Source organism: Streptomyces sp. CNX435 (assembly GCF_059570575.1).
The window spans coordinates 216,524-239,594 of sequence record NZ_JCANTA010000005.1 but is presented as its reverse complement, the minus strand read 5'-3'; the positions used below and the strand labels follow the sequence as shown (position 1 = coordinate 239,594).

Annotated in this window: 21 protein-coding genes and 1 pseudogene; 14 read left to right on the top strand and 8 right to left on the bottom strand. The window is 72.0% G+C overall.

Translation table 11 applies throughout. The features are described 5' to 3' along the window. Window positions 1-64 precede the first annotated feature (64 nt). Both T328_RS12010 and T328_RS12005 read left to right on the top strand, forming a co-directional pair. Window positions 65-502: a winged helix-turn-helix transcriptional regulator gene (locus T328_RS12010; protein ID WP_496495954.1), complete on the top strand. Its 438-nt coding sequence runs from the start codon at window positions 65-67 to the stop codon at window positions 500-502. A gap of 177 nt (window positions 503-679) precedes the next feature. Further along, window positions 680-2,845, top strand: coding sequence for a thioredoxin domain-containing protein (locus T328_RS12005; RefSeq protein WP_496495953.1), 2,166 nt, complete (start codon window positions 680-682; stop codon window positions 2,843-2,845). A 70-nt stretch (window positions 2,846-2,915) separates the two neighbouring features. On the opposite strand, the gene T328_RS12000 is transcribed toward T328_RS12005, so the two are convergent. Both T328_RS12000 and trhA read right to left on the bottom strand, forming a co-directional pair. Then, window positions 2,916-3,566: a TetR/AcrR family transcriptional regulator gene (locus T328_RS12000; RefSeq protein ID WP_496495952.1), complete on the bottom strand. Its 651-nt coding sequence runs from the start codon at window positions 3,564-3,566 to the stop codon at window positions 2,916-2,918. Between the two features lie 127 nt (window positions 3,567-3,693). Next, window positions 3,694-4,383 (bottom strand): PAQR family membrane homeostasis protein TrhA, encoded by a 690-nt coding sequence (gene trhA / locus T328_RS11995; protein WP_496495951.1) that lies wholly within the window; start codon window positions 4,381-4,383, stop codon window positions 3,694-3,696. Window positions 4,384-4,625: 242 nt separating this feature from the next. On the opposite strand from trhA, the gene T328_RS11990 reads away from it, so the two are divergent. Both T328_RS11990 and T328_RS11985 read left to right on the top strand, forming a co-directional pair. Beyond that, the gene (locus T328_RS11990) at window positions 4,626-6,452 is read left to right on the top strand and encodes a phosphoenolpyruvate carboxykinase (GTP) (protein WP_496495950.1); all 1,827 of its coding nucleotides are present in this window, start codon (window positions 4,626-4,628) and stop codon (window positions 6,450-6,452) included. Window positions 6,453-6,685: 233 nt separating this feature from the next. Continuing rightward, on the top strand, window positions 6,686-10,024 hold the full coding sequence (locus T328_RS11985; RefSeq protein ID WP_496495949.1) for a tetratricopeptide repeat protein: 3,339 nt from the start codon (window positions 6,686-6,688) through the stop codon (window positions 10,022-10,024). 75 nt (window positions 10,025-10,099) lie between these two features. On the opposite strand, the gene T328_RS11980 is transcribed toward T328_RS11985, so the two are convergent. Both T328_RS11980 and mca read right to left on the bottom strand, forming a co-directional pair. After that, window positions 10,100-10,525, bottom strand: coding sequence for a hypothetical protein (locus T328_RS11980; protein ID WP_496496097.1), 426 nt, complete (start codon window positions 10,523-10,525; stop codon window positions 10,100-10,102). 4 nt (window positions 10,526-10,529) lie between these two features. After that, window positions 10,530-11,402, bottom strand: coding sequence for a mycothiol conjugate amidase Mca (mca, locus tag T328_RS11975; protein WP_496495948.1), 873 nt, complete (start codon window positions 11,400-11,402; stop codon window positions 10,530-10,532). Window positions 11,403-11,514: 112 nt separating this feature from the next. Here mca and T328_RS11970 point away from each other — a divergent pair, with 112 nt between their 5' ends. Together T328_RS11970 and greA are read left to right on the top strand one after the other, a co-directional pair. After that, a complete protein-coding gene (locus T328_RS11970; RefSeq protein WP_496495947.1) occupies window positions 11,515-11,925 on the top strand; it encodes a DUF4307 domain-containing protein in 411 nt (136 codons plus the stop codon). A gap of 146 nt (window positions 11,926-12,071) precedes the next feature. After that, window positions 12,072-12,569, top strand: a complete 498-nt coding sequence (gene greA / locus T328_RS11965; RefSeq protein WP_496495946.1) for a transcription elongation factor GreA — start codon at window positions 12,072-12,074, stop codon at window positions 12,567-12,569. 128 nt (window positions 12,570-12,697) lie between these two features. Here the strand turns inward: greA and T328_RS11960 are convergent, their stop codons facing one another. The 3 genes from T328_RS11960 to ilvA all read right to left on the bottom strand — a co-directional run bounded on the left by T328_RS11960 (window position 12,698) and on the right by ilvA (window position 16,101). Further along, window positions 12,698-13,555 (bottom strand): ABC transporter permease, encoded by an 858-nt coding sequence (locus tag T328_RS11960; protein ID WP_496495945.1) that lies wholly within the window; start codon window positions 13,553-13,555, stop codon window positions 12,698-12,700. Then, the gene (locus T328_RS11955; protein ID WP_496495944.1) at window positions 13,552-14,571 is read right to left on the bottom strand and encodes an ATP-binding cassette domain-containing protein; all 1,020 of its coding nucleotides are present in this window, start codon (window positions 14,569-14,571) and stop codon (window positions 13,552-13,554) included. The genes T328_RS11960 and T328_RS11955 overlap by 4 nt, the downstream gene beginning before the upstream one ends. Before the next feature lie 306 nt (window positions 14,572-14,877). Next, window positions 14,878-16,101: a threonine ammonia-lyase gene (gene ilvA, locus T328_RS11950; RefSeq protein ID WP_496495943.1), complete on the bottom strand. Its 1,224-nt coding sequence runs from the start codon at window positions 16,099-16,101 to the stop codon at window positions 14,878-14,880. A 267-nt stretch (window positions 16,102-16,368) separates the two neighbouring features. On the opposite strand from ilvA, the gene T328_RS11945 reads away from it, so the two are divergent. The 3 genes from T328_RS11945 to T328_RS11935 all read left to right on the top strand — a co-directional run bounded on the left by T328_RS11945 (window position 16,369) and on the right by T328_RS11935 (window position 17,706). Beyond that, the gene (locus tag T328_RS11945; RefSeq protein ID WP_496495942.1) at window positions 16,369-16,890 is read left to right on the top strand and encodes a MarR family winged helix-turn-helix transcriptional regulator; all 522 of its coding nucleotides are present in this window, start codon (window positions 16,369-16,371) and stop codon (window positions 16,888-16,890) included. An 82-nt stretch (window positions 16,891-16,972) separates the two neighbouring features. Continuing rightward, a complete protein-coding gene (locus T328_RS11940) occupies window positions 16,973-17,455 on the top strand; it encodes a sigma factor-like helix-turn-helix DNA-binding protein (RefSeq protein ID WP_496495941.1) in 483 nt (160 codons plus the stop codon). Continuing rightward, on the top strand, window positions 17,452-17,706 hold the full coding sequence (locus tag T328_RS11935; protein ID WP_496495940.1) for a hypothetical protein: 255 nt from the start codon (window positions 17,452-17,454) through the stop codon (window positions 17,704-17,706). Before T328_RS11940 ends, T328_RS11935 begins: the two co-directional genes overlap by 4 nt. Before the next feature lie 129 nt (window positions 17,707-17,835). Here T328_RS11935 and T328_RS11930 read toward each other — a convergent pair whose 3' ends face one another. After that, window positions 17,836-18,981 (bottom strand): cystathionine gamma-synthase, encoded by a 1,146-nt coding sequence (locus tag T328_RS11930; protein ID WP_496495939.1) that lies wholly within the window; start codon window positions 18,979-18,981, stop codon window positions 17,836-17,838. A gap of 120 nt (window positions 18,982-19,101) precedes the next feature. Here T328_RS11930 and T328_RS11925 point away from each other — a divergent pair, with 120 nt between their 5' ends. The 5 genes and pseudogenes from T328_RS11925 to T328_RS11905 all read left to right on the top strand — a co-directional run bounded on the left by T328_RS11925 (window position 19,102) and on the right by T328_RS11905 (window position 22,983). After that, the gene (locus T328_RS11925) at window positions 19,102-20,193 is read left to right on the top strand and encodes a hypothetical protein (protein WP_496495938.1); all 1,092 of its coding nucleotides are present in this window, start codon (window positions 19,102-19,104) and stop codon (window positions 20,191-20,193) included. Window positions 20,194-20,281: 88 nt separating this feature from the next. After that, window positions 20,282-20,950: a peptide-methionine (S)-S-oxide reductase MsrA gene (gene msrA, locus T328_RS11920; RefSeq protein ID WP_496495937.1), complete on the top strand. Its 669-nt coding sequence runs from the start codon at window positions 20,282-20,284 to the stop codon at window positions 20,948-20,950. Between the two features lie 373 nt (window positions 20,951-21,323). Continuing rightward, window positions 21,324-21,827, top strand: coding sequence for a dirigent protein (locus tag T328_RS11915; protein ID WP_496495936.1), 504 nt, complete (start codon window positions 21,324-21,326; stop codon window positions 21,825-21,827). 87 nt (window positions 21,828-21,914) lie between these two features. Beyond that, entirely contained in the window at window positions 21,915-22,427 is a 513-nt protein-coding gene (locus tag T328_RS11910; RefSeq protein ID WP_496495935.1) for a hypothetical protein, read from the top strand. A 201-nt stretch (window positions 22,428-22,628) separates the two neighbouring features. Further along, window positions 22,629-22,983, top strand: a pseudogene (locus tag T328_RS11905) (DUF6247 family protein). Window positions 22,984-23,071 lie beyond the last annotated feature (88 nt).

The window sequence follows — 23,071 nt, the reverse complement described above, 5'->3', positions numbered from 1 at the left end:
TAGTTACGATTAGTGCGTAGCCTCACCATAGGGATGTAGCGAGGACCTCACAAAAGGCACATCGATGTACGCAAAGAACTCCACCGACCCTGACCGTGCCGCCGCCCCGCAACCGGGCGACGCCTGGCCTGCCGATGCCCCCCACCCGTGCGAGAGCTGGCCGGACAACGGCCGAAGGTTCCGGGAGACCCTCGACCGGATCGGCGACAAGTGGTCGGTCCTGGTCATCGGCATCCTCAGCCGCGGTCCCCTGCGGTTCGGCGCCCTGCACCAGCGGGTTCCGGGCGTATCCCAGCGCATGCTCACCCTCACCCTGCGCCACCTGGAACGCGACGGGGTCGTCTCCCGCACCGTCTACGCCGAGGTGCCCCCGCGCGTCGAGTACCAGCTGACACCACTGGGCGAGAGCCTGCGCGCCATCGTCCACGAACTCGCCCAGTGGGTCACGGACCACCATGAAGAGATCGAGAGCGCGCGCCACCGCTACGACGACGCCGGATGACACTCGCGCCCCAGCTCGCCTTCACCCGCGGGTACGCAGCCGCCCCAGCTCCGAGACCGCCCGCCCTCCGGCACCACCAGCAGCATCTTCAGCACCCGCGTCGACCGCGCCGACTCCTGGCTTCAGAGGTCACCGCGAGATTGCGCCGAGCCGTCGCGGGCGTGCGACGATGCCCATATGAATCGCCTGGCCGGCACCCAGTCGCCGTACCTGCTCCAGCACGCCGACAACCCCGTCGACTGGTGGCCCTGGTCCCCGGACGCCTTCGCCGAGGCGCGGCGCCGGGACGTGCCCGTGCTGCTCTCGGTCGGGTACGCCTCCTGCCACTGGTGTCATGTGATGGCGCAGGAGTCCTTCGCCGACGAGGCCACCGCCGCCGAGCTGAACGCGGGGTTCGTCAGCATCAAGGTCGACCGCGAGGAGCGGCCGGACGTCGACGCCGTGTACATGGAGGCGGTGCAGGCCGCCACCGGGCAGGGCGGGTGGCCGATGACGGTGTTCCTCACGCCCGACGCGGAGCCGTTCTACTTCGGTACGTACTTCCCGCCGCGGCCCCGGGCCGGCATGCCCGCGTTCCGGCAGGTGCTGCAGGGGGTCGCGGCGGCCTGGGCGGACCGGCGGGGCGAGGTGGCGGAGGTCGCGGCGCGGGTGGCGGCGGATCTCGCGGGGCGGACGCTGAGCGGGGCCGTGGGCGGTCCCGGGGGCGGGCCGCCGGGAGCGGCGGAGGTGCACGCGGCGCTGCTGGAGCTGACGAAGGAGTTCGACGCGGTACGGGGCGGGTTCGGCGGGGCGCCGAAGTTCCCGCCGGCGATGGTGCTGGAGTTCCTGCTGCGCCACCACGCCCGCACCGGCTCGGCGGGCGCACTGGAGATGGTGCAGGCCACCTGCGAGGCGATGGCCCGCGGCGGCATCTACGACCAGCTCGGCGGCGGCTTCGCCCGCTACTCGGTGGACGCGGAGTGGGTCGTCCCGCACTTCGAGAAGATGCTCTACGACAACGCCCTGCTCGCCCGCGTCTACGCCCACCTGTGGCGCGCGACCGGCAGCGAGCAGGCCCGCCGGGTGGCGCTGGAGACCGCGGACTTCCTCGTGCGTGAACTGCGCACCGAGGAGGGCGGCTTCGCCTCCGCGCTCGACGCCGACAGCGACCGGCCGGACGGCGGCGGGCACGCCGAGGGCGCGTACTACGTATGGACGCCCGACGAGCTGCGCGAGGTGCTGGGCGCCGAGGACGCGGCGCTGGCCATGGCGTACTACGGCGTGCCCGAGGCGCCGGCGGCGGCGACCTTCGAGGAGGGCGCCTCCGTGCTGCAACTGCCTGACACCGGTGTGCCGTTCGACGCCTGGGGGTACCGCCCACGCGCCCCCCGGGCGCTGTGGGGGAGGATCGCCTCCGTGCGCGAGCGGCTGACGGCGGCGCGGGCGGAACGGCCGCGGCCGTTCCGCGACGACAAGGTGGTCACGGCGTGGAACGGGCTGGCGATCGCCGCCCTCGCCGAGATCGGCGCGTACTTCGACCGGCCGGACCTCGTCGACGCCGCGGTGGCCGCCGGCGACCTGCTCGTACGGGTGCACATGACGGACGGCGCCGGTGGCCCCGGCACGGCGGGGCGGCTGGTGCGCACCTCGCGCGGCGGGGCGGCCGGCGACAACGCCGGCGTGCTGGAGGACTACGCCGACGTGGCCGAGGGCTTCCTCACGCTCACCGCCGTCACCGGCGAAGGCACGTGGCTGCAGCTCGCCGGGCTGCTGCTGGACACCGTGCTGGACCGCTTCCGGGGCGAGGGCGGCACGATGTACGACACCGCCGACGACGCCGAACGGCTGATCCGGCGCCCCCAGGACCCGACGGACAACCCGACGCCGTCCGGCTGGACGGCATCGGCCGCGGCGCTGCTGTCCTACGCCGCGTACACCGGCAGCGAGCGGCACCGCGAGGCCGCGGAACAGGCGCTGGGCATCGTGGCCAAGCTGGGCCCCCGGGTGCCCCGCTTCCTCGGCTGGGGGCTCGCGGCGGCGGAGGCGGCGCTGGACGGCCCCCGCGAAGTCGCCGTCGTCGGCGCCCCGGACGACCCCCGCCGCACGGAACTGCACCGCACGGCCCTGCTCTCCCCGGCTCCGGGCGCGGCGATCGCCACGGGCCCGCCGTCCGACTACGGCCCCGCCCGGCCCGGTCCCGCCCGGCCCGCCGACCCCGACGCCGTCCCCCTCCTCGCCGACCGCCCCCTCGTCGACGGCGCCCCCGCCGCCTACGTCTGCCGCCACTTCGTCTGCGCCGCCCCGGTGACGCGGCCCGAAGAGCTACGCGCCCAGCTGACCGGGGCCGCGCCCCCGCACGGCTGACGCGCGGCCCCGCCGCACAGCGTGCACCCCCGCCTCACCACAACCCCGCCTCACAGCGCGCCGCCGCACCTCACAGCGTGAGACCGCGCTCCAGCACCGCCAGCGCCCGGTCGACCGTCTCCACCAGATCCCACTCCGATTCCCGTTCAGCCCACTCGAACAGCACCTGGGTCAGCGCCCCGAAGATCGCCCCCACCACCACCCGGAGCTCGAAGTCGTCCCGCGGTCGCCCGGTCCGCTCGGAGAGCACACCGCACAGCAGCTCGATGTTCTGGTCCATGCTCTCGTGCATCTGCGCCCGCAGCGCCTGCACCTCGCGCACCAGCTGCAACCGCAGCATGAACTCCGGCCGGAACTCGTCGTACAGCAGCCGCAGCGACGTGACGACCGCCTCCCGCACCGCGACGAGCGGCGGCTCGTCCGCCGGCCGGTTGAGGATGGCCTGCTCCAGCACCGGGTCGTACTCGTCGGTCAGGATGATGTCCTCCTTGGTCGCGAAGTACCGGAAGACGGTGCTCGGCGAGACCTCCGCGGTCTCGGCGATCTGCTCGACGGTGGTCTGCTCGTACCCCTGCTCCCCGATCAGCCGGTACGCCGCCTGCCGGATCGCCTGGCGGGTCCGCAGCTTCTTGCGCTCGCGCAGCCCGAGCCCGGCCTCGGCGATCGCAGTCGCTTCGGAGGCGGCGACGGGTGGGGCGGCGGAGGTGCGGGAGGAGGCCATGCACCTCATTCTCCTGCACCGCGCTTGGCAGAGGCCATTCCCGCACAGCGCCGCGTTTGCTCCTCCTTCCCCAGGGTCTCCTCCCCGGCGAACGCGAGGATCGCCATCCCGGCACCGACCGCACGACTCAGGCGTGGCGGTACGCGACCAGCGAGATCCCCACGTAGTGGACGGCGAACGCCGCCAGCGTGAACGAGTGGAAGACCTCGTGGAAGCCGAACCAACGCGGCGACGGGTTCGGCCGCTTGATCCCGTAGATCACCCCGCCCGCGCTGTACAGCACGCCACCCGCGACCACCAGCACGAGCACCGCGATGCCGCCCGCCCGCATGAAGTCCGGCAGGAAGAACACCGCGGCCCAGCCCATCGCGATGTAGCACGGGGTGTACAGCCACCGCGGCGCGCCGACCCACAGCACGCGGAACGCGATCCCGGCGATCGCCGCCACCCAGATGAACCACAGCAGCGCCTGCTGCCTGCCGCCCTCCAGGAGCAGGATCGTGAACGGCGTGTACGTGCCGGCGATGATCAGGAAGATGTTGGCGTGGTCGAGCCGGCGCAGCACGGCCGTGCCCCGCGGACCCCAGTCGCCCCGGTGGTACAGCGCGCTGACGCCGAAGAGCAGACAGGCGGTCACCGTGTAGACGGCGCAGGCCATCCGGCCGCGCGGACTCTCGGCCAGCGCCGTCAGCAGCACGCCCGCGCACAGCGCCGCCGGGAACATCACCGCGTGCAACCAGCCGCGCAGCCGCGGCTTGAGCACGGCGGCCGCGGCACTCGCGACCCGCTGCAACTCCCCCTCGCCCGTCGCACCCATCCGGCCATGCTACCTACGCGACCGTAAGTTACGGCGCCGGAGTGGCGCTGTTCACGCAGGAGTCGACTGGACATGACGTCTGAGCTGCTCCATCATCAAATGAGCGCACACTCGACACTAGATGCGCTCATATGAGCGGCTTCCGGGTCGGGACCTCAAGGGGTGACGGTCTGGAAAACCGGATAGATATGACATAACGGAGCAAACGCCCAAACCCTCGACATCTGGAGCCTGCCGCACTCATGACCACCCCGACCAAACACGAAGGCCTCCTCTCCTGGGTCCAGGAGATCGCCGACCTCACCCAGCCCGACGAGATCGTGTGGTGTGACGGCTCCCGGGCGGAGTACGACCGCCTGTGCGCCGCACTCGTCGCCAAGGGCACGTTCACGAAGCTGGACCCCGTCAAGCGGCCCGGCTCGTACTACGCCGCCTCCGACCCGACCGACGTCGCGCGGGTCGAGGACCGTACGTTCATCTGCTCCGAGCAGGAGCAGGACGCCGGTCCGACCAACCACTGGATGGACCCCGCCGAGATGCGCGAGGTCTTCACCGGCACCTCCGGCAAGGGCGGCCTCTTCCGCGGCGCCATGCGCGGTCGCACCATGTACGTCGTCCCGTTCTGCATGGGTCCGCTCGGCTCCCCGCTCTCCGCGCTCGGCGTCGAGATCACCGACTCCGCGTACGTCGCCACGGCCATGCGCACCATGACCCGCATGGGCCGCCCGGTCCTCGACGAGCTGGGCGACGACGGCTTCTTCGTCAAGGCCGTCCACTCCGTCGGCGCACCCCTGGAGCCCGGCCGGCAGGACGTGCCGTGGCCGTGCAGTTCGACCAAGTACATCTCGCACTTCCCCGAGACCCGCGAGATCTGGTCGTACGGGTCCGGCTACGGCGGCAACGCCCTCCTCGGTAAGAAGTGCTACGCCCTGCGCATCGCCTCCGTCATGGCGCGCGACGAGGGCTGGCTCGCCGAGCACATGCTCGTGCTCAAGCTCACCCCGCCGAGCGGGGAGGCCGAGGGCGCCGAGGGCGTCAAGTACATCGCCGCCGCGTTCCCGTCGGCGTGCGGCAAGACCAACCTCGCCATGCTGGAGCCGACCATCCGCGGCTGGACCGTGGAGACCATCGGCGACGACATCGCCTGGATGCGCTTCGGCGAGGACGGCCGGCTCTACGCCATCAACCCCGAGGCCGGCTTCTTCGGCGTCGCGCCCGGCACCGGCGAGCACACCAACGCCAACGCCATGAAGACCCTGTGGGGCAACTCCGTCTTCACCAACGTCGCCCTCACCGACGACGGCGACGTGTGGTGGGAGGGCATGACCGACGAGCCCCCGGCGCACCTCACCGACTGGCTCGGCAACGACTGGACCCCGCAGTCCGGCACCCCCGCCGCCCACCCCAACGCCCGCTTCACCGTCCCGGCCGCGCAGTGCCCGACGATCGCGCCGGAGTGGGAGGACCCCGGGGGCGTGCCCATCTCGGCCATCCTCTTCGGCGGGCGCCGCGCCACGGCGGTGCCGCTGGTGACGGAGTCGTTCGACTGGCAGCACGGCGTCTTCCTCGGCGCCAACGTCGCCTCCGAGAAGACCGCCGCCGCCGAGGGCAAGGTCGGCGAGCTGCGCCGCGACCCGTTCGCCATGCTCCCCTTCTGCGGCTACAACATGGGCGACTACTTCGGCCACTGGCTGGAGGTCGGCGCCGCCGCGGACGCCGCGAAGCTGCCGAAGATCTACTACGTCAACTGGTTCCGCAAGGACGCGGACGGGTCGTTCGTCTGGCCCGGGTTCGGCGAGAACAGCCGCGTGCTGAAGTGGATCGTCGAACGGCTCAACGGCGAGGCCGAGGGCGTCGAGACCCCGATCGGAGTGCTGCCCGCAAAGGGTGCGCTGGACGTCACCGGGCTCGAACTCACCGACCAACAGCTCGACTTCCTGCTCTCCGTCGACCCCGAGGTCTGGCGCGAGGAGGCCGCGCTGATCCCCGCGCACCTCCACACCTTCGGCGACCACACCCCGAAGGAGCTGTGGGAGGAGTACCACGCCCTGGTGAGCCGCCTGGGCTGACCTGGTACGCAACCGGCCGGGCCGGCGGGTACGACAACGGCGTCGTACCCGCCGGTCTGGTTTATCCCCGGCGCCCCAATTCCGTTCCCACGGCGGATGACCGGTGTTATGAGCCCTCCATTCACCGCGTCATCCGGCCGAGTTATCCACAGGGGGATGCCTAATACCCGGGAAACGCGGAAGACTTGGCAGTGCACCTGCACGAGCGAGCGACGGGTATGGGAGGGGAGCACATGCCGGGCACAGCGTCCCGACTGCGCGACAAGCACCGGAGGGAGGCGGAGCTCCTTCTCGACCGCGCGGTCGAAGAGGAAGTGCACCGCTCCGGTGGACGGACCGACGGCGTGGTGCTGCTCGGCCGGGCGCGGGCGGCGCTGGACGACATGGCGGAGCGCGCCGCCGAGGAGTACGTGGCGTATGTGCGCGCGCTGGACGAGGCCGCCGCCGGCCGGCGTTCGCTGGCCGAGCGCTTCAGCCCGCAGTCGGTCGGACCCGCGGTGACCGCGACGCTCGCCGCCGCCGGCGTCGCCCTGCTCGTCTCCGCCGAGGAGGGCCTCGGCTCCACCGCCGCGTTCTGGACCGGGGTCGCCACCGGCCTCGCCGGCCTCGCCGCCGGCCTGATGCAGATCGGCGTGGCCCACTGGCTCTCGGGCAACACCCGCTCCGGCGCCGCCCGCCAGCCCGGCGGCCCCGAGCAGCTGCGGCTGCAGTGGCTGACGGCGCTGGAGCTGCGCGGCGTACGGCCCTTCTTCGACCAGCAGCGGATGATCTCGGCGGCCACCCGCAAGGGCGGCCGCCCCGAGCCCGCCGCCGACCGCCCACGGCCGAAAGCCGGCGGGGGTACGGACCGCGAGCCCCAGCTGCGCCGGGACCGCAGCCAGGAGGCACGCCAGCGGGCCACGCTGGAGCAGTCCTATCGCCAACTGCCCGAAGCCTCCCGCGTGTACGTGGGCCGTAAGGCCCAGCTCACCCAGATCGCCGGGTGGGTGCACCAGGGCCGCGCCAACCCCGAGACCAAGCCGACCGTCGTCGTGCTGTATGGCCCGCCCGGCGCGGGCCGCACCACGCTCGCGGTGCGCGCCGCCCACCAGCTGCGCGAGCAGTTCCGCGCCGCCGTGGTCGTGGACCTGCGCGGCGAGAGCCTGGGCGAGGACCCCCTGCCCACCCGGGACGCCCTGCTGCACCTGCTCAACCGCCTCGGCGCCCCGCGCGACCAGCTGATGTTCCGCGACCGCCCGGCGCACGACGCACAGCTGCGCCGCCTCATCGATCTGTACCACCAGCATCTGACGTCCCTGCCGGTCTCCGTCGTGCTGGACGACGCGGTCGACGCCGAGCAGGTCCGGCAGCTGGTGCCGGAGCGCTCGGAGAGCCTGGTGCTGGTGACCTCGCGGCAGCGGCTGGAGCTGCCCGACGACCTCGACGCCTGGGTGCACCACATGCCGGTCGAGGGCCTGGAGCCGACCGCGGCCGAGGAGCTGCTGAGCGCCATGACGCAGGGGGCGGACGGTGCGGAGCGCTCCGCCGATCCGTACGACGCACAGTCCACCGACCGCATAGGGATGCTCTGCGGCGGGCTGCCGCTGGCGCTGCGCATCGCCGGTTCGGCGCTGGACGAGCGCAGCATGGCCGGGCTCGCGGAGGCGCTGGAGGCATACGGGCCGGTGGAGCCGGTGGACCGCGCCCTGTGGCTGCGCTACCGCGACCTGGCGGAGCCGGCCCGGACGCTGCTGCGCCGGCTGTCGCTGGTCGGCCGGGCCAGCCTGGGGGCGGCGGCGTGCGCCTCGCTGCTCGACGTCGGCGAAGAGGAGGCCGGCCAGCGGCTGACGGCGCTGGCCCGCGCCGGGCTCGTGGAGCACGTGCGCGGCTCCCGCTTCCGGGTGCACGACCTGGTGCGCCGCTTCGCGTACGCCCGGCTGCTCGACGAGGAGGACCCGGAGGTGCGCGGCGCCGCGCACGAGCGGCTGATCCGCAGCTACGCGGAGCTGGCCGACTCGGTGATCCGGCTGGTCGACGGGCGCACCTCGACGCGCGCCGACCGGTTCGGCTCGCACGGCTTCACCTCGCTGGACGCGGCCCTGCGCTGGCTGGACGACGAGCAGAGCTTCATCACCGCCGCCCTGCGGCACGCCGAGGGCGTGGACCAGGCCGCGGTGCTGCACCTGCTGGGCGCCCTCGCGGACTACTGCCTGCTGCGCGGCGACCTGTACCGCCTCGGCGAGCTGAACGAACTGACCAAGGCCGCCGACCAGGGCCTGCTGAAGCGCTCGGTGCAGTGGCGCACGGGCGTCGCCGCCCGCCAGCTCGGCGAGCTGGACAAGGCCCGCTCGACGCTCACCTCCGTGGTCGACCTCTACCGCGAGGCGCAGCACTCGGCCGGCGCCGCCCGCGCCCTGCGCGACCTGGGCATCACGCTGCAGCAGCAGGGCAATCTCCGCGAGGCGGAGGCGAAGCTGCGCGAGGCCCTCCAGATACAGCAGGGCGAGAACATGCGCGGCGACCGCGCCTGGACGCTGCACGCGCTGGCGGCGGTGCTGCGTGACCGCGCCCAGCTCGGCGACGCGCTGGCGCTGCTGGACCAGGCGCTCGTGCTGCACCGGGAGAGCGAGAGCGTGCACGGCGAGGCGTGGGCGCACTTCCAGCTCGGGCAGGTGCGGCTGCGGATGGGCGACGTACCCGGAGCCGAGGTACAGCTGGAGGAGGCCCTGGAGAAGTACGGGCGCACCCGCGACGGCCGCGGCGAGGCGTGGGCGATGACGCAGCTGGCCCGCGCCCGCCTGGTCGCCGCCGACCCGGCTACGGCGGTGACGCAGCTCAAGGCCGCCCTCGCCCGCCACCGGGAGAACGACGACGCGCGCGGCGAAGCCTGGACGCTGTACTACCTGGGCCAGGCCCAGGAAGGGGCCGGCAAGCGCGAATCGGCGGTACGGGCGCTGGAGCGGTCCCGCTCCATGTTCAGCCGCATGCGGGACGTGTACGGGCTGGCCTGCGCGCGGCACCACTCCGCGCGGGTCACCCGCGACCTGCGCGCGGAGCAGACCGGCACCCTGCGCAACAGCGGCTTCGCCCGGCAGCTGCTCCAGGACGCCCGGCAGGACTTCCGCCGGGTGGGCGTGGCCCACGGCGAGGCGTGGTCGTGCATCGAGCTGGCGGTGATCGACGCGGGCAACGGCCGCGCCGGTCAGTCGCTGGAGCTGGTGAACACGGCGATCGACCTGTTCACCGGCATAGGCGACCGGCGCGGCGCCACCTGGGCCCGGTTCCTGCGCTGCACGCTGCTGCCGTTCGCGTCGCCGGGCGGCTCGGTGGTGGGCGCGGCGGTGGCCCAGCAGGAACTGTCGGAGCTGCTGGACGAGCTGCGTACGGCCACGGCGGGGCGCCGCGGGGTCGTCGACCCGGCCCTGGAGGACTACGCGGAGGCGTTCCAGCTGGTGCTGGAACGGGGCGTGGAGCCGGAGACGGGCTGGCAGGCGTGGCGCCTGGGCATGGTCCCGAGCCGGCACGCCCGGGAGGTCATGGGCGTCCCCCTGGACGGCGCGGCCCCGGCGGGCGACGGCGCCCTGGCCGGCTAGCCAGAGCCAGCCAGCCCCACCGTCCCGCGGGCCGGTGCGCCGTACCGCCCGGCGACGCGCAGCCGCCGCCAGCCGCTAGCGACGGCGGCCGACGGGCTGCCTGGCGTCCTCCGGGCTGTCCGCGGGCGCCGGGGTCCGCGGCGGCTCCTCGCGCGGGGTGTCGTCGCCCCGGGTGTCGTCGCGCGGAGCGCCACCCCGGGGCGCGTCACCGCGCGGGGCGGACCCGCGCGGTGCGTCGTCACGAGGCGCGTCGTCACGGGGGGCGCCCCCGTCTCCCGGGCCTTCGCCGTCCGGGCGCTCGCCGCCCGGACCGCCGTCGCCGCGGTCGGTCTTCTCCTTGAAGTCGACCTGGCCCAGGTGCCGGTTCATGCTCTTCAGCAGGAACCACACCGCCACGCCGAGCAGCGCGAAGACGATGAAGCCGAGGACGCCCGGCGTGACCTTGTTCTTGTCGAGCTCGTCGGCGAGCGGGACGAGGTCGGCAGCCAATGTGGTGTTCACACGGTCAATTGTCGCGGATACCGGCGAAGAGGTCGTCCTCGGGGAGGGAAGTGTCCACGAGCGACTTCGCGAGCTCGTACTCCTCGGTGGGCCAGACCTCCTGCTGGACCTCCATCGGGATCTTGAAGAACGGCCCGTCGGGGTCGATCTGCGTGGCGTGCGCGATCAGCGCCTTGTCACGGATCGCGAAGAAGTCGGCGCACGGCACATACGTCGTGATCTCGCGGTCCTTGCGCTGGATCTCCTTCCACCGCTCCAGCCACTCCCCGTACGGCGACTCCAGACCGCGCGCGAGCATCGCCTCGTGCAGCGCGACCGTGCGCGGGCGGTTGAAGCCCTGGTTGTAGTAGACCTTCAGCGGCTGCCAGGGCTCGCCCGCGTCCGGATAGCGCGCGGGGTCGCCGGCGGCCTCGAAGGCGGCCATCGTGATCTTGTGGGTCATGATGTGGTCGGGGTGGGGATAGCCGCCGTTCTCGTCGTAGGTCGTGATGACCTGCGGCTTGAACTCGCGGATCAGCCGGACGAGCGCCTCCGCCGCCTCGTCGACCTCCTTCAGGGCGAAGCAGCCGTCGGGCAGCGGCGGCAGCGGATCCCCCTCCGGCAGGCCGGAGTCGACGAACCCCAGCCACGCCTGCTTCACGCCGAGGATCTCCCGCGCCTCGGCCATCTCCTTACGCCGTACCTCGTGCATGTTCTTCTCGATGAAGGCGTCGCCCTGAAGCTTGGGGTTCAGAATCGACCCCCGCTCGCCTCCGGTGCAGGTGGCGACCAGGACTTCGACGCCCTCCGATACGTACTTGGCCATGGTGGCCGCACCCTTGCTCGACTCATCGTCGGGGTGTGCGTGGACGGCCATCAGCCGCAGGTCATCGCTCACAGATTCAATCCTCGGTAACAAGTCGTCTGAGCCGGCTTCTATAGTGACTGAGCGGACTGACAATTCATTCCGCCGTCAGCCGCAGCCAGCCGCTCTGCCGGGAGGGACCATCATGACCGGTGCGCCCCAGACGCTGCCCGAGGGCCGCTATGGCCGCTCGGCCGACGCCCGCGCCGACCGGCGGCTGAAGCTCCTCGGCGCCGTGCTCGGCGCCGCCCTCCTCGGCTTCGTGGCCTGGGGCGCTGTCGACGCGACGGCCGGTTCGAAGGCGTCCGGCGAGCTGATCCGCTTCCAGGTCGTGTCCGACCACGAGGTGCAGGCGCACATCGAGGTCCGCAAGAAATCGGACGTCGACGCGATCTGCACGCTGCGTTCGCTGGCAGCGGACAAGTCCGAGGCCGGCGTCCGCGACGTACGCATCGACGAGCCGAAGACGCGCGTCGACACCGTCGTGTCGATCCGGACCACCACGCGCGGCGCCAACGCCGAGCTGGTCGGCTGCAAGGCGGCCGACGAGCGGTAACCCTCGCCGTCCCGCTGCCGGAATTGTTACGATCGTGGTTTCGCCCCACCCACGAAAGCGCAATTCTTCTGGGTAGGGCGATTGCTGCATCCCAGACGCATGAGAAGTTCCCCCAGCACCGGAACCACCACCGACGAGGAGCACCTGTGACCCAGACCAGCGACAACGTCACCTGGCTGACCCAGGAGGCGTATGACCAGCTCAAGGCCGAGCTGGAGCACCTGTCGGGTCCCGCACGCACCGAGATCGCCAAGAAGATCGAGGCGGCTCGTGAGGAGGGTGACCTGCGGGAAAACGGCGGGTATCACGCGGCCAAGGAGGAGCAGGGCAAGCAGGAGCTGCGCGTGCGCCAGCTCCAGCAGCTGCTCGAGAACGCGAAGGTCGGCGAGGCTCCGCCGGACGACGGCGTCGTCGAGCCCGGGATGGTCGTCACGATCGCCTTCGACGGCGACGAGAGCGACACCCTGACCTTCCTGATGGCCTCCCGGGAGTACGCGAGCGCGGACGTCGAGACGTACTCGCCGCAGTCGCCGCTGGGCAGGGGTGTCAAAGGCAAGAAGATCGGCGAGGAAGCGCGCTACGAGCTTCCCAACGGCAACACCGCGATGGTGACGATCCTCGACGCCAAGCCGTACGCCGCCTGACCGCGCGTCGGACGCAGCAGCCTCCTACGAGGCCCCCGGCCGGGAGGAAGCCCCCGGCCGGGAACCGAGGTTCCCGGCCGGGGGCTTCGACCTGCGGCCGCGGGTGCCGCCGGGCGGGCGGGGCGCGCTTACCCGGCGGAGTTGCGGTACTTCCGCACCGCCAGCGTGCGGAAGATCACGATGATGATGACCGAGTAGACCAGCGAGGCCAGCACCGGGTGCTGCATCGGCCAGGCGTCGGACTGGACGACGCCGGGGTTGCCGAACAGCTCGCGGCACGCCTGCACGGTCGCGCTGAAGGGGTTCCAGTCGGCGATGTGCCGCAGCCAGGGCGTCATGTTGCCCGAGTCCACGAAGGCGTTCGAGACGAACGTCACCGGGAACAGCCAGACCAGCCCGCCGGACGTGGCCGCCTCGGGCGTACGCACCGACAGCCCGATGAGGGCGCCGACCCAGGTGAAGGCGTACCCGAGCAGGAGCAGCAGGCCGAACGCGGCCAGCGCCTTCGGCACGCCCTCGTGGATCCGCCAGCCGACCAGCGCGGCGACGACGGCCAGCACCACCAGCGTCAGCGCGGTCTGCACCAGGTCGGCGAGGGTGCGGCCGGTGAGGACCGCGCCGCGGGCCATCGGCAGCGACCGGAAGCGGTCGATGAGGCCCTTGTGCATGTCCTCGGCTATGCCGGCGCCGGCGCCGGCGGTGGCGAAGGTGACCGTCTGGGCGAAGATGCCGGCCATCAGGAACTCGCGGTAGACCTCGGAGTTCGTGCTGCCCCCGACGTTCATGGAGCCGCCGAACACGTACGAGAACAGCACCACGAACATGATCGGCTGGACCAGGCCGAAGATGACCACTTCGGGGATCCGGGACATGCGGAGCAGGTTGCGCTTGGCGACGACCAGCGAGTCGCGGACGGACTGGCCGACACCTCCCAGGGCGGGCGGCGCCGTGGGGGCGCGGCGCGCCGGGACGGTCGAGGCGGTCACTGTGCGGTCTCCTTCACGGCGTTCTCGACGGCTTCTCCGTCGCCGTCCTCGCTTGCCTTCCCGTTCCCGTCCTCGGTTTCGGCAGCGTGGCCGGTGAGCGAGATGAACACGTCGTCCAGCGTGGGACGGCGCAGCCCGATGTCGTCGATGGCGATGCCGCGCTCGTCCAGGTCCCGGATGACGTCGGCGAGCAGCCGGGCACCGCCGCTGACGGGCACGGTGAGCTTGCGCGTGTGGTCCGCGACCGTGACCTCGCCCTGGCCGAGGGCGCCGAGCACCTCGCTGGCGGCGAAGATCTCGTCGCGCTCGTGCACGATGACCTCGACGCGCTCGCCGCCGGTCTGGGCCTTGAGCTGGTCGGAGGTGCCACGCGCGATGACGCGGCCGTGGTCGATGACGCAGATGTCGTGCGCCAGGTGGTCGGCCTCTTCCAGGTACTGCGTGGTGAGCAGCAGCGTCGTGCCGCCCTTGACCAGCTCCTGGATGACGTCCCAGAGCCCCTGCCGGTTGCGCGGGTCGAGGCCGGTGGTCGGCTCGTCCATGAACATCACGGGCGGCTCGACGACGAGTGCGGCGGCCAGGTCGAGCCGCCGGCGCATGCCGCCGGAGTACGTCTTGGCGGTGCGGTCCGCGGCGTCGGCGAGGTTGAACCGCTCCAGCAGCACACCGGCCCGCGCCTTCGCGTCGCGCGCGCTCAACTGGTAGAGCTGGCCGACCATCTGGAGGTTCTCCCGGCCGGTCAGATACTCGTCGACCGCGGCGAACTGGCCGGACAGGCCGATGGACCTGCGCACCTCGTTGGGGTGCTTGAGGACGTCGATGCCCGCGACCTCGGCGCGGCCGGAGTCGGGCCGCAGCAGCGTGGTCAGCACGCGTACGGCGGTAGTCTTGCCGGCCCCGTTGGGGCCGAGCAGGCCGAGGACGGAGCCTTCGGGGACGTCGAAATCGACGCCGTCCAGTGCCCGCACATCGCCGAAGTGCTTGACCAGCCCTTCGGCGTGGATGGCGCCTGGCATAGAGATCTCCCCAGGTTGGATGGAAGTCGGTGGTGGATGGGTGGTCTGGCGGCACTTCTCAACAAATGTCAGACATGTGTGCACGGTCAGGCAACAGGTGGAGAATAGAACACGCGATATATCGCGTCAAGTCGCGAGTGGCTCCGTCACGTGGGGTGGGCGAACGGTGGGTCGTGGGGGCGTGCGCGTGGATGCGTACGGGCCCGGACCGCGACGCCGCGGGGCGCGCGTCGTGCGTCGTGCGCGGTGCGTGCGGTGCACTACGCGCCGTGCACTACGCGCCGTGCAAGGCGGGGTCTTCCAGTGTCAGGAAGTCACCGTGTACCCGGCTTTCCGGAGCGCCTCAAGCACCCGTTCACAGTGCTCCCTCCCCTTCGTTTCCAGCTGTAGCTCGACTTCGGCCTCCGTGAGCCCGAGGCGCGGATCGGTCCGCACGTGACTCACGTCGAGCACGTTAGCGTCCGCCTCTGACAACACCCCCAGCAGCGTCGCGAGCACCCCCGGCCGGTCCGTCACGTGCAGCCGCAGTGAGAGGTACCTCCCCGCCGCCGCCATGCCGTGCCGCAGGATGCGCTGGATGAGCAGCGGATCGACGTTCCCGCCGGAGAGCACCGCCACCACCGGGCCGCCTCCGAAGGCATCCGGGTCGGACAGCAGCGCGGCGACGGGCGCCGCCCCGGCCGGCTCGACGACCAGCTTCGCCCGCTCAAGGCACAGCAGTACCGCGGCGGACAACGCGTCCTCGGAGACCGTACGCACCTCGTCCACGTGCTCGCCAATGATTTTGAAGGGGACATCGCCCGGCTTGCCGACCTGGATGCCGTCCGCCATCGTCCCGAACGACTCCAGCGCCACCGGCCGCCCCGCGGCGAGCGACGGCGGGTACGCGGCCGCCTCCTCCGCCTGCACCCCGACGATCCGCACGTCGGGCCGTACCGCCTTGACCGCCGCCGCGATCCCGGCCGCGAGACCACCGCCGCCGATCCCCACCACGATCGTCGACACCTCCGGGCACTGCTCCAGCACCTCCAGGCCGACCGTGCCCTGCCCCGCCACCACGTCGGGGTGGTCGAAGGGGTGGATGAGAACGGCACCGGTCGCCGCGGCGTACGCCTCCGCCGCCTCCAGCGTCTCGTCGACGACCTGCCCGTGCAGCCGTACGTCCGCGCCATAGTCGAGCGTCGCGGCCACCTTGGGCAGCGGTGCGCCGACGGGCATGAAGACCGTCGAGCGCACGCCCAGCAGCGACGCCGCCAGGGCCACGCCCTGCGCGTGGTTGCCGGCGCTGGCGGCGACCACGCCGCGGGTGCGCTGCTCCTCGTCCAGCCCGGCGATGCGCACGTACGCGCCGCGCAGCTTGAACGAACCGGTGCGCTGCAGGTTCTCGCACTTCAGGTGGACCGGCGCGGCGACGAGCCGGGAGAGGAACCTGCTGCCCTCCAGCGCGGTGATCCGGGAGATACCGGCGAGCATCTGCTGGGCGTCGCGTACGTCGTCCAGACTGACGGCCCCGGCCGCGGGTGCGCTCATGGCGCCAGTCTCGCACGCAGAGACGACGGCGGGTTTTCCACAGGCCGTACGGCGCACGGCCGCGGGCGCGTAATCTGTGGCCCAGTTCGAATGCGAATGTCCATCCCCGTCCTACGCCCCGATCCGAACCCGTTGTCCGAACCCGTTATCCGAGCCCGTTATCCGCACCTGCATCCGCGCCCGTGTGTCCAGCCGCATCCGCAGCCGTGCCCGTAGCGGCAGCCAGACCCGCAGCCAGTGAACGTCCTCACGAAGTGAGCACCGTCCATGCCCTCGCCCCTTTCCCCGACCGACACCCCCGTGGTGCCCGACCTGCTGAACGACCTGCAGCACCAGCTGGCCGTCTTCGCCCGCCGCGCCGAGCAGACCCGCCTCGCCGGCCTCGGGCAGGTGCGCAACTCGATGGACCGCGCCGCCTACCTGCTGCTCAACCGCCTTGAGCAGCACGGCCCCACGGGTGTCAAGGCCCTCGCCGCCGGCATGGGCATCGACTCCTCGACCGTGACCCGGCAGGTGGCGCCGCTCGTCGAGGGCGGGCTGGTCAAGCGCGCCACGCACCCGGAGGACGGCCGCGCCGTCGTGCTGGAGCTGTCGCCGCTCGGCCGGGCGCGGCTGCACGAGGTGCAGCAGTCGCGGCGCGAGCTGGTCGCGCTGCTGACCTCCGACTGGACGGAGGCGGAGCGTGACACGTTCTGCACGCTGCTCACCCGCTTCAACACCGCGGTCTCCCAGGCCAACACCGGACAGCAGGAGGGGCGGCAGCAGGGCCGGCAGGACGAGGACGGCTGACGACGCCGGGTGGTTCCGCAGTCTTGACCCCGGCGCTCCGCTGCCGTCCTATTAGACCGAGGGCGGTGAAGGGAGCAGAGCGGTGCGTCAGCGGCGCTCGGCGCGACAGCGCCGCCGTGCCCTGGAGTTCGAGACCTTCTGCGCGGGCGCGGCCGGCCGGCTGCTGCATGCCGCCCAGCTGCTCACCGCCGAGCCACCGGACGACGCCCCGCAGGCCGAGCGGCTGCTGACCCGGGCCCTGGCCCGTACGTACGCCCGCTGGGACCGGCTGCGCGGCGAGGATCCGTACGAGACGGCCCGGCAGCAGCTCGTCTCCCGCTACGCGCAGACCGCCTGGCGCTACCGGCGCACCTCCGGCGGCCTGCTCGACCGGCTCTCGCCGCAGGAGCGGCTGGTGCTCGTGCTGCGGATGTCCGAGGGCGTCGCCGAGGAGCAGACCGCCGCCGCACTCGGGCTGCCGCCCGAGCGGGTCCACCAGATACTGATGCGCGCCACCGCCGCCATGCTCAGCAGGCGCCCGCCGGGCGCCCCGGGTCGTACGCGGCCGGAGGTGGCGACGCCATGATCTCCATCACCGCCCGCAAGGAGCAGGCCGTACGCGACCTCCTCGACGGCCCGTACCCCGCCGTGCCGCCGCAGCTCGCGCGGCTGGCCGCCGCGCGCGGCCGGCGGCTGCTGCGCCGCAGGCTGCTGCTGCGGGGCGGGGTGTGGCTGCTGCTCGTCGCGACGCTGGTGGCGCTGGCGGTGTGGGCGGCGGTGAGCGGCGCGTGGGTGGACCACCCGGCGGAGACGACGCCGGACTTCGACGGCTGGTGAGACCGGTGAGGCCGCCCCGGCGGGGCAGCCTCACCAGCCTCCGGGACCGGCCCGCCCGGTACCGCGGCCGTACCGGGCGCCCGCCCCGTCGCTTCGGAGTGCGCTTCCGGGCGGGTCGCGCCGGGCGGGTCAGCCGCCGAGCGCCTGCGTGAGGTCCGTCAGCAGGTCGTCCACCGACTCGATCCCGACCGACAGCCGCACCAGGTCGTCCGGCACCTCCAGCGGCGAGCCCGCCGCCGAGGCGTGCGTCATCCGCCCGGGGTGCTCGATCAGCGACTCGACGCCGCCCAGCGACTCCCCGAGGATGAACAGCCGCGCCCGGTTGCAGACCTCGACCGCCGCCTCCTCGCCGCCCTCGACCTGGAACGACACCATGCCGCCGAAGTCCCGCATCTGCTTCGCGGCCGTCTCGTGCCCGGGGTGCTCTTCGAGGCCCGGGTAGTACACGTGCGTCACCCGCGGGTGCCGGTCCAGCATGTGCGCGACGCGCGCCGCGTTGGCGCTGTGCCTGTCCATCCGTACGGCCAGCGTCTTGATGCCGCGCAGCACCAGCCAGGCGTCGAACGGCCCGGCCACCCCGCCCATCGCGTTCTGGTGGAACGCCAGCCGCTCGCCCAGCTCGCGGTCGGCCACGACGAGCGCGCCGCCGACGACGTCCGAGTGCCCGCCCATGTACTTCGTCGTGGAGTGCACGACGACGTCGGCGCCGAGCGCCAGCGGCTGCTGCAGGTAGGGGCTGGCGAAGGTGTTGTCGACGACGAGCAGCGCGCCGGCCTCGTGCGCGACGGCGGCGGAGGCGGCGATGTCGGTGATGCCGAGCAGCGGGTTGCTGGGGGTCTCCACCCACACCGCCTTCGTACGGTCGGTCAGCGCGGCCCGTACCGCCGCCGGGTCCCCGGTGTGCGCGACCGAGAACTCCACCCCCCAGCGCGCCGCGACCTGCGCGAACAGCCGGAAGGAGCCGCCGTACGCGTCGTCCGGGATGACCACGTGGTCGCCGGGGGTGAGCACGGTGCGCAGCAGGCAGTCCTCGGCGGCCAGGCCGGAGGCGAACGCGAGGCCAAGGGCCCCGCCCTCCAGCGCGGCGAGGTTCTGTTCCAGGGCGGTGCGGGTGGGGTTCGCGGAACGGCTGTACTCATAGCCTCCGCGCAGGCCACCCACGCCGTCCTGCTTGTACGTGGACACCTGGTGGATCGGCGGTACGACCGCGCCCGTCGCCGGGTCGGGCGCCTGACCCGCGTGAATGGCAACGGTCTCGAAGCTGGGCTCGCTCATGCGGCCCGAGGATAAAGCCTGGGCGGGACCGGTGCGCGCCGCGGTCTGGTTTGCTGGAGGGATAACACGTATGTGTCACAGCCCGGACCGCCCCCTCTTAAGAGAAGCCAGGACGCATCAATGGATCTGTTGCTCGCACTCGCCGCCATCGCCCTGATCGCGTGGGTCGCCGTGCCCCTGCTGCGGCGGGCCCGGGGCGGCCGGGAGGTGCTGCAGTCGAACACCAGGGCCGTCGACCCGGCCGGCGGCTACGGCTTCACCCCCGTGGACGAGCTCGACGTCCGCCTCCCCGGTCCCGACCCGCAGCTCGCCGAGGTCCTGGAGGAGCTGCGGCAGGACCAGGACTGGCAGGCCGCCTCCCGGCTCCTCGCGCTCACCGACGACGAGTGGGAGCTGCGCTGGCAGCGGGTGCAGACCCTGGCGGGCGCGGCGGCCTTCGAGCTGGCGCAGGCCCCGGGCGAGGGCGGCGCGTGGCTGCGCACGTGGCGGGCGGAGAAGCCGAAGGACGTGGGCGGGGCCGAGGTGCACGCGGAGTTCCTGGTCCGGCAGGCGTGGATGGCCGGGTCGGCGGCGGCGGAGTTCCCGGTGATCCTGGAGGAGGCGAAGAAGATCTGCGCGGAGGCGGCGATGCTCGCGCCCGGCAGCCCCATGCCGTACATCATCGAGCTGGCCATCGCCCGCGGGGCCCACTACCGCGAGGCGGACTTCGAGGAGCTGTGGCACACGGTCGAGCAGCGCGCCGGCGACCACATGGGCGCCCATCTCGCGGCGCTGCAGTACGCGTGCGAGAAATGGCACGGCTCACGGGAGGCGGCGTACGACTTCGCACAGCGCGCGGCCGGCTCGGCGGGGCCGGGGACGCTGCTGCCGGCGCTGCCGCTGTTCGCGGTCTGGGAGCACCTGCCGGAGGCGAACCTGGTGCGTGGGCTGTACGAGGGCGAGGTCGTCACGCAGGCCATCGAGGGCGCGCAGTACGCGGCCCACCACGCGCCGGCGGACCACCCGATGCTGCCGCACGTACGGCACCTGCTGGCGTGCTTCCTGGTCCGCGCGGAGCGGTACGAGGAGGCGCTGGAGCAGATGCGGCACGTGGACGGGTACGTGGGCGCGCTCCCGTGGTCGCTGAGCGAGCAGCCGGCGGCGGAGTACGCGGCGTACCGGGCGCTGGCCGTGGCGGGGTACGAGGGCGGCAGGGGTGCGGCGTTGAAGTGACGGCGGGAATGTCGGAGCGGCGCGGTACGTTCTCCGGGTGGAGGGCGAGAGCGCCGGACGTCGGCGACCCGCGGAGGAGGCCGGAGAGATGTTCCTGAACCGCCACAAGAACCAGCTCGTCACGAAGGACGAGGCGATCCCCGGCCGCCCCGCGCCCGCCTTCCCCGTCCCGGAGCGCCACACGGTCCTCGGCAACCCGCTGGAGGGGCCGTATCCGGAGGGCCTGGAGGTCGCGGACTTCGCACTGGGCTGTTTCTGGGGCGCGGAGCGCCGCTTCTGGCAGACGCCGGGCGTGTGGACGACCCTCGTCGGCTACCAGGGCGGGCACACGACGCACCCGACGTACGAGGAGGTCTGCACGGGCCAGACGGCCCATGCGGAGGCGGTCCGGGTGGTGTACGACCCGGCGGTGGTGTCGTACGAGGAGCTGCTCAAGCTCTTCTGGGAGTCCCACGACCCCACCCAGGGCTTCCGCCAGGGCAACGACATCGGCACCCAGTACCGCTCGGCGATCTACACCCACTCTCCCGCCCAGGCCACCGCGGCCACCACCTCCCGCGCCGCCTACCAGCAGATCCTGAGCCCCGCGGGCTACGGCGACATCACCACGGAAATCCTCCCGGCGGCCAATCGCACCTTCTACCCGGCTGAGGGCTACCACCAGCAGTACCTGTCGGACGCGAAGAACCCGAACGGCTACTGCGGAGTGGGCGGCACGGGCGTGAGCTGCCCGGTCGGCGTTGCCAGCGCCGAGTGACTCGACCAGGGTGAGCGACGCGAACCGAATCGCCGCCCCCTTCCCCGCACTCGGCGCAGCCTGCGGGGCGTCTGGGATCGAAACGCGGCGAACGGAGTAGCCGCTCCTCGTCCCCTGGGGATGCACCCCAATGGCCCCAATCCTGGCCCTCTGATGAGCACTTCGCCATCACCTTTATTAGCGTTGTCGCTAGACGGAGCGTCCGTCATGAATGAATTCGAGGAAATTCTCTGTTCATTCTCACGAACACGGAGGCACGATGCGCTTCGCTCGTCGGCACGTCACATTCCTCGCCGTTTCGGTTCTCGGCGGCTCTGCCGGGCTCGCTCTCCTCGGGTCTGCGTCGGCCGACGCGATACCGGAGAAGAGGCCCGTGACCGCGGCAAACCACCCTGATGACGGCTCTTTGGAGAAAAGCCGCACCATCAGCGTGGAGGCTCAGCTGCAAGTCGGTGAAGAGCTGGATCTGGGTGCAACGGGCCGCAGCGTCGGCGACCAGTTCATCTTCAGCGGGAATCTAGTCTCGGTCGAAGGGCCAGAAGAACGCCCCGTCGGACGCTTCGGCGGGTTCTGCGTCATCACCGAACTCGAACGCAACGCGGGACAGTGCTCGTCAACCGCGGTGCTGCCGGAAGGACAGATCACCGTCCAGGGGGAGCAAACCGGAATTCCGACACCGAGCCCGGTCGTCAACGCGATTACCGGAGGCACCGGGGAATTCCGTAAGGCGCGCGGCCAGGTGACACAGGAGGTGTTGACGCCGTCGACCTGGAAACTCACCTTCGAAGTTTCCGACGTTCAGGATCAGCGGACCGGTAACGGTCACGGCCCTTCCGAGGCGCCGATGCCCTTGCCTTCACCCCTCCCCGGCAAGTAGCTGCGTCAGGCGGTATCGACGCCGCCCGCGATGCAGTGGCGAGAGCAACGGTTCCCACCCGCACCAATCCCCCCACTTGGAGACGTCGTGCCCAAGAACTCCCGCACACTCATAAGCTGGGGCGTCGCCCTGGCCACCGCCACGGCCGCCACCGTCACGGTCGGCGCGACCACCACCGGAGGCCCGCCGACCCCGCCGCCGGCCGACCAGCAGACCGGCCCGGGGGCCGGTCAGGGGAAGGAACCGCAGACCGAGCCCCAGGCGACAGAGCGCCGACGGATCGCCACATCGGTCCTGGACCGGGACTTCACGTTCACACTCACCGCGCTGAGGTCGCAGACCGATCCGCTTGCGGCATCCGTGCGCCTCCAGGTCTTCACCTTCAAGGACGGCGCCTGGAGAGAGTCGGACCGTGCTCTGGTGGGCGAGGTGGACGCCTGGTTCTGGTTCCCGCTGACCGGCCGCCACGCGGTGTGCGAGTTCTCCACCGCCGGCACGGAGCCGGCACCGGTTGCCGTCAGCCTGCTGATCACGCCATCGATCGGCTGCTCGCCGACCGAGAACTTCCAGATCGAGAACGGGCAGATCATCCCCACCTGACAGCGGTCGGTGGCCGCCCGGCTGCTGCGGCGCAGGCGGCCCGGGGGTCAAGCTAAGTGCCCCATCGGAGGGCAGCTCCTGCCCGACCGGCATCGCACCGACGGGCTGAATCGCTTCTGCCTCACTCGTTCGAGCGGTGGGATGGGAGTCACGCCCGGTACGCTGCCGCAAGGGATCAGACTCGCGCCCACGGGAGCAGCAATGACCACCTCCACTGCCGGGCAGCCACTCATCCCCCAGCCGCCTGCTACGGTCACCGCCCTGCGGCAGGCCGTCAGCCAGATCGCCCCTGCCGCCCTGCCGGCCTTCACCCGGGAGCTGGACCAGGCGGCCGACCAGTCCCGGCACGGCTCCGAGCTGGGGCCGCTGCGGCGGTTTCATCGCGCAATGGTCTGTGTACGTCTACATCCAGCGTCAGCCCCGCCTGGCACAACAACTGCGTCATTGGGAGGACGCGGCCGAGTCGGGCGACGCCACGCAAGCCCGTCAGGCCGCGTCCGAAATCGGCAAGATCCTGGACGACGCCCACGCAGCCCTCGGCATCCCGATCCGGTGAGCACGGACCGGCGTTGGGAGTACGACCCCGATCAGGCCCATGTCGCAGGCGGCATCGGCGTCGCGCAGGCACCGGAGGCGACGGCGGA

Coding starts and splice junctions, on each gene's coding strand:
- T328_RS11955 (WP_496495944.1), bottom strand. CDS start 14,571: ATGCCAGGCGCCATCCACGCCGAAGGGCTGGTCAAGCACTTCGGCGAT.
- T328_RS12005 (WP_496495953.1), top strand. CDS start 680: ATGAATCGCCTGGCCGGCACCCAGTCGCCGTACCTGCTCCAGCACGCC.
- T328_RS11970 (WP_496495947.1), top strand. CDS start 11,515: ATGACCGGTGCGCCCCAGACGCTGCCCGAGGGCCGCTATGGCCGCTCG.
- T328_RS12010 (WP_496495954.1), top strand. CDS start 65: ATGTACGCAAAGAACTCCACCGACCCTGACCGTGCCGCCGCCCCGCAA.
- T328_RS11925 (WP_496495938.1), top strand. CDS start 19,102: ATGGATCTGTTGCTCGCACTCGCCGCCATCGCCCTGATCGCGTGGGTC.
- trhA (WP_496495951.1), bottom strand. CDS start 4,383: ATGGGTGCGACGGGCGAGGGGGAGTTGCAGCGGGTCGCGAGTGCCGCG.
- T328_RS11985 (WP_496495949.1), top strand. CDS start 6,686: ATGCCGGGCACAGCGTCCCGACTGCGCGACAAGCACCGGAGGGAGGCG.
- msrA (WP_496495937.1), top strand. CDS start 20,282: ATGTTCCTGAACCGCCACAAGAACCAGCTCGTCACGAAGGACGAGGCG.
- T328_RS11945 (WP_496495942.1), top strand. CDS start 16,369: ATGCCCTCGCCCCTTTCCCCGACCGACACCCCCGTGGTGCCCGACCTG.
- T328_RS11935 (WP_496495940.1), top strand. CDS start 17,452: ATGATCTCCATCACCGCCCGCAAGGAGCAGGCCGTACGCGACCTCCTC.
- T328_RS11990 (WP_496495950.1), top strand. CDS start 4,626: ATGACCACCCCGACCAAACACGAAGGCCTCCTCTCCTGGGTCCAGGAG.
- ilvA (WP_496495943.1), bottom strand. CDS start 16,101: ATGAGCGCACCCGCGGCCGGGGCCGTCAGTCTGGACGACGTACGCGAC.
- T328_RS12000 (WP_496495952.1), bottom strand. CDS start 3,566: ATGGCCTCCTCCCGCACCTCCGCCGCCCCACCCGTCGCCGCCTCCGAA.
- T328_RS11930 (WP_496495939.1), bottom strand. CDS start 18,981: ATGAGCGAGCCCAGCTTCGAGACCGTTGCCATTCACGCGGGTCAGGCG.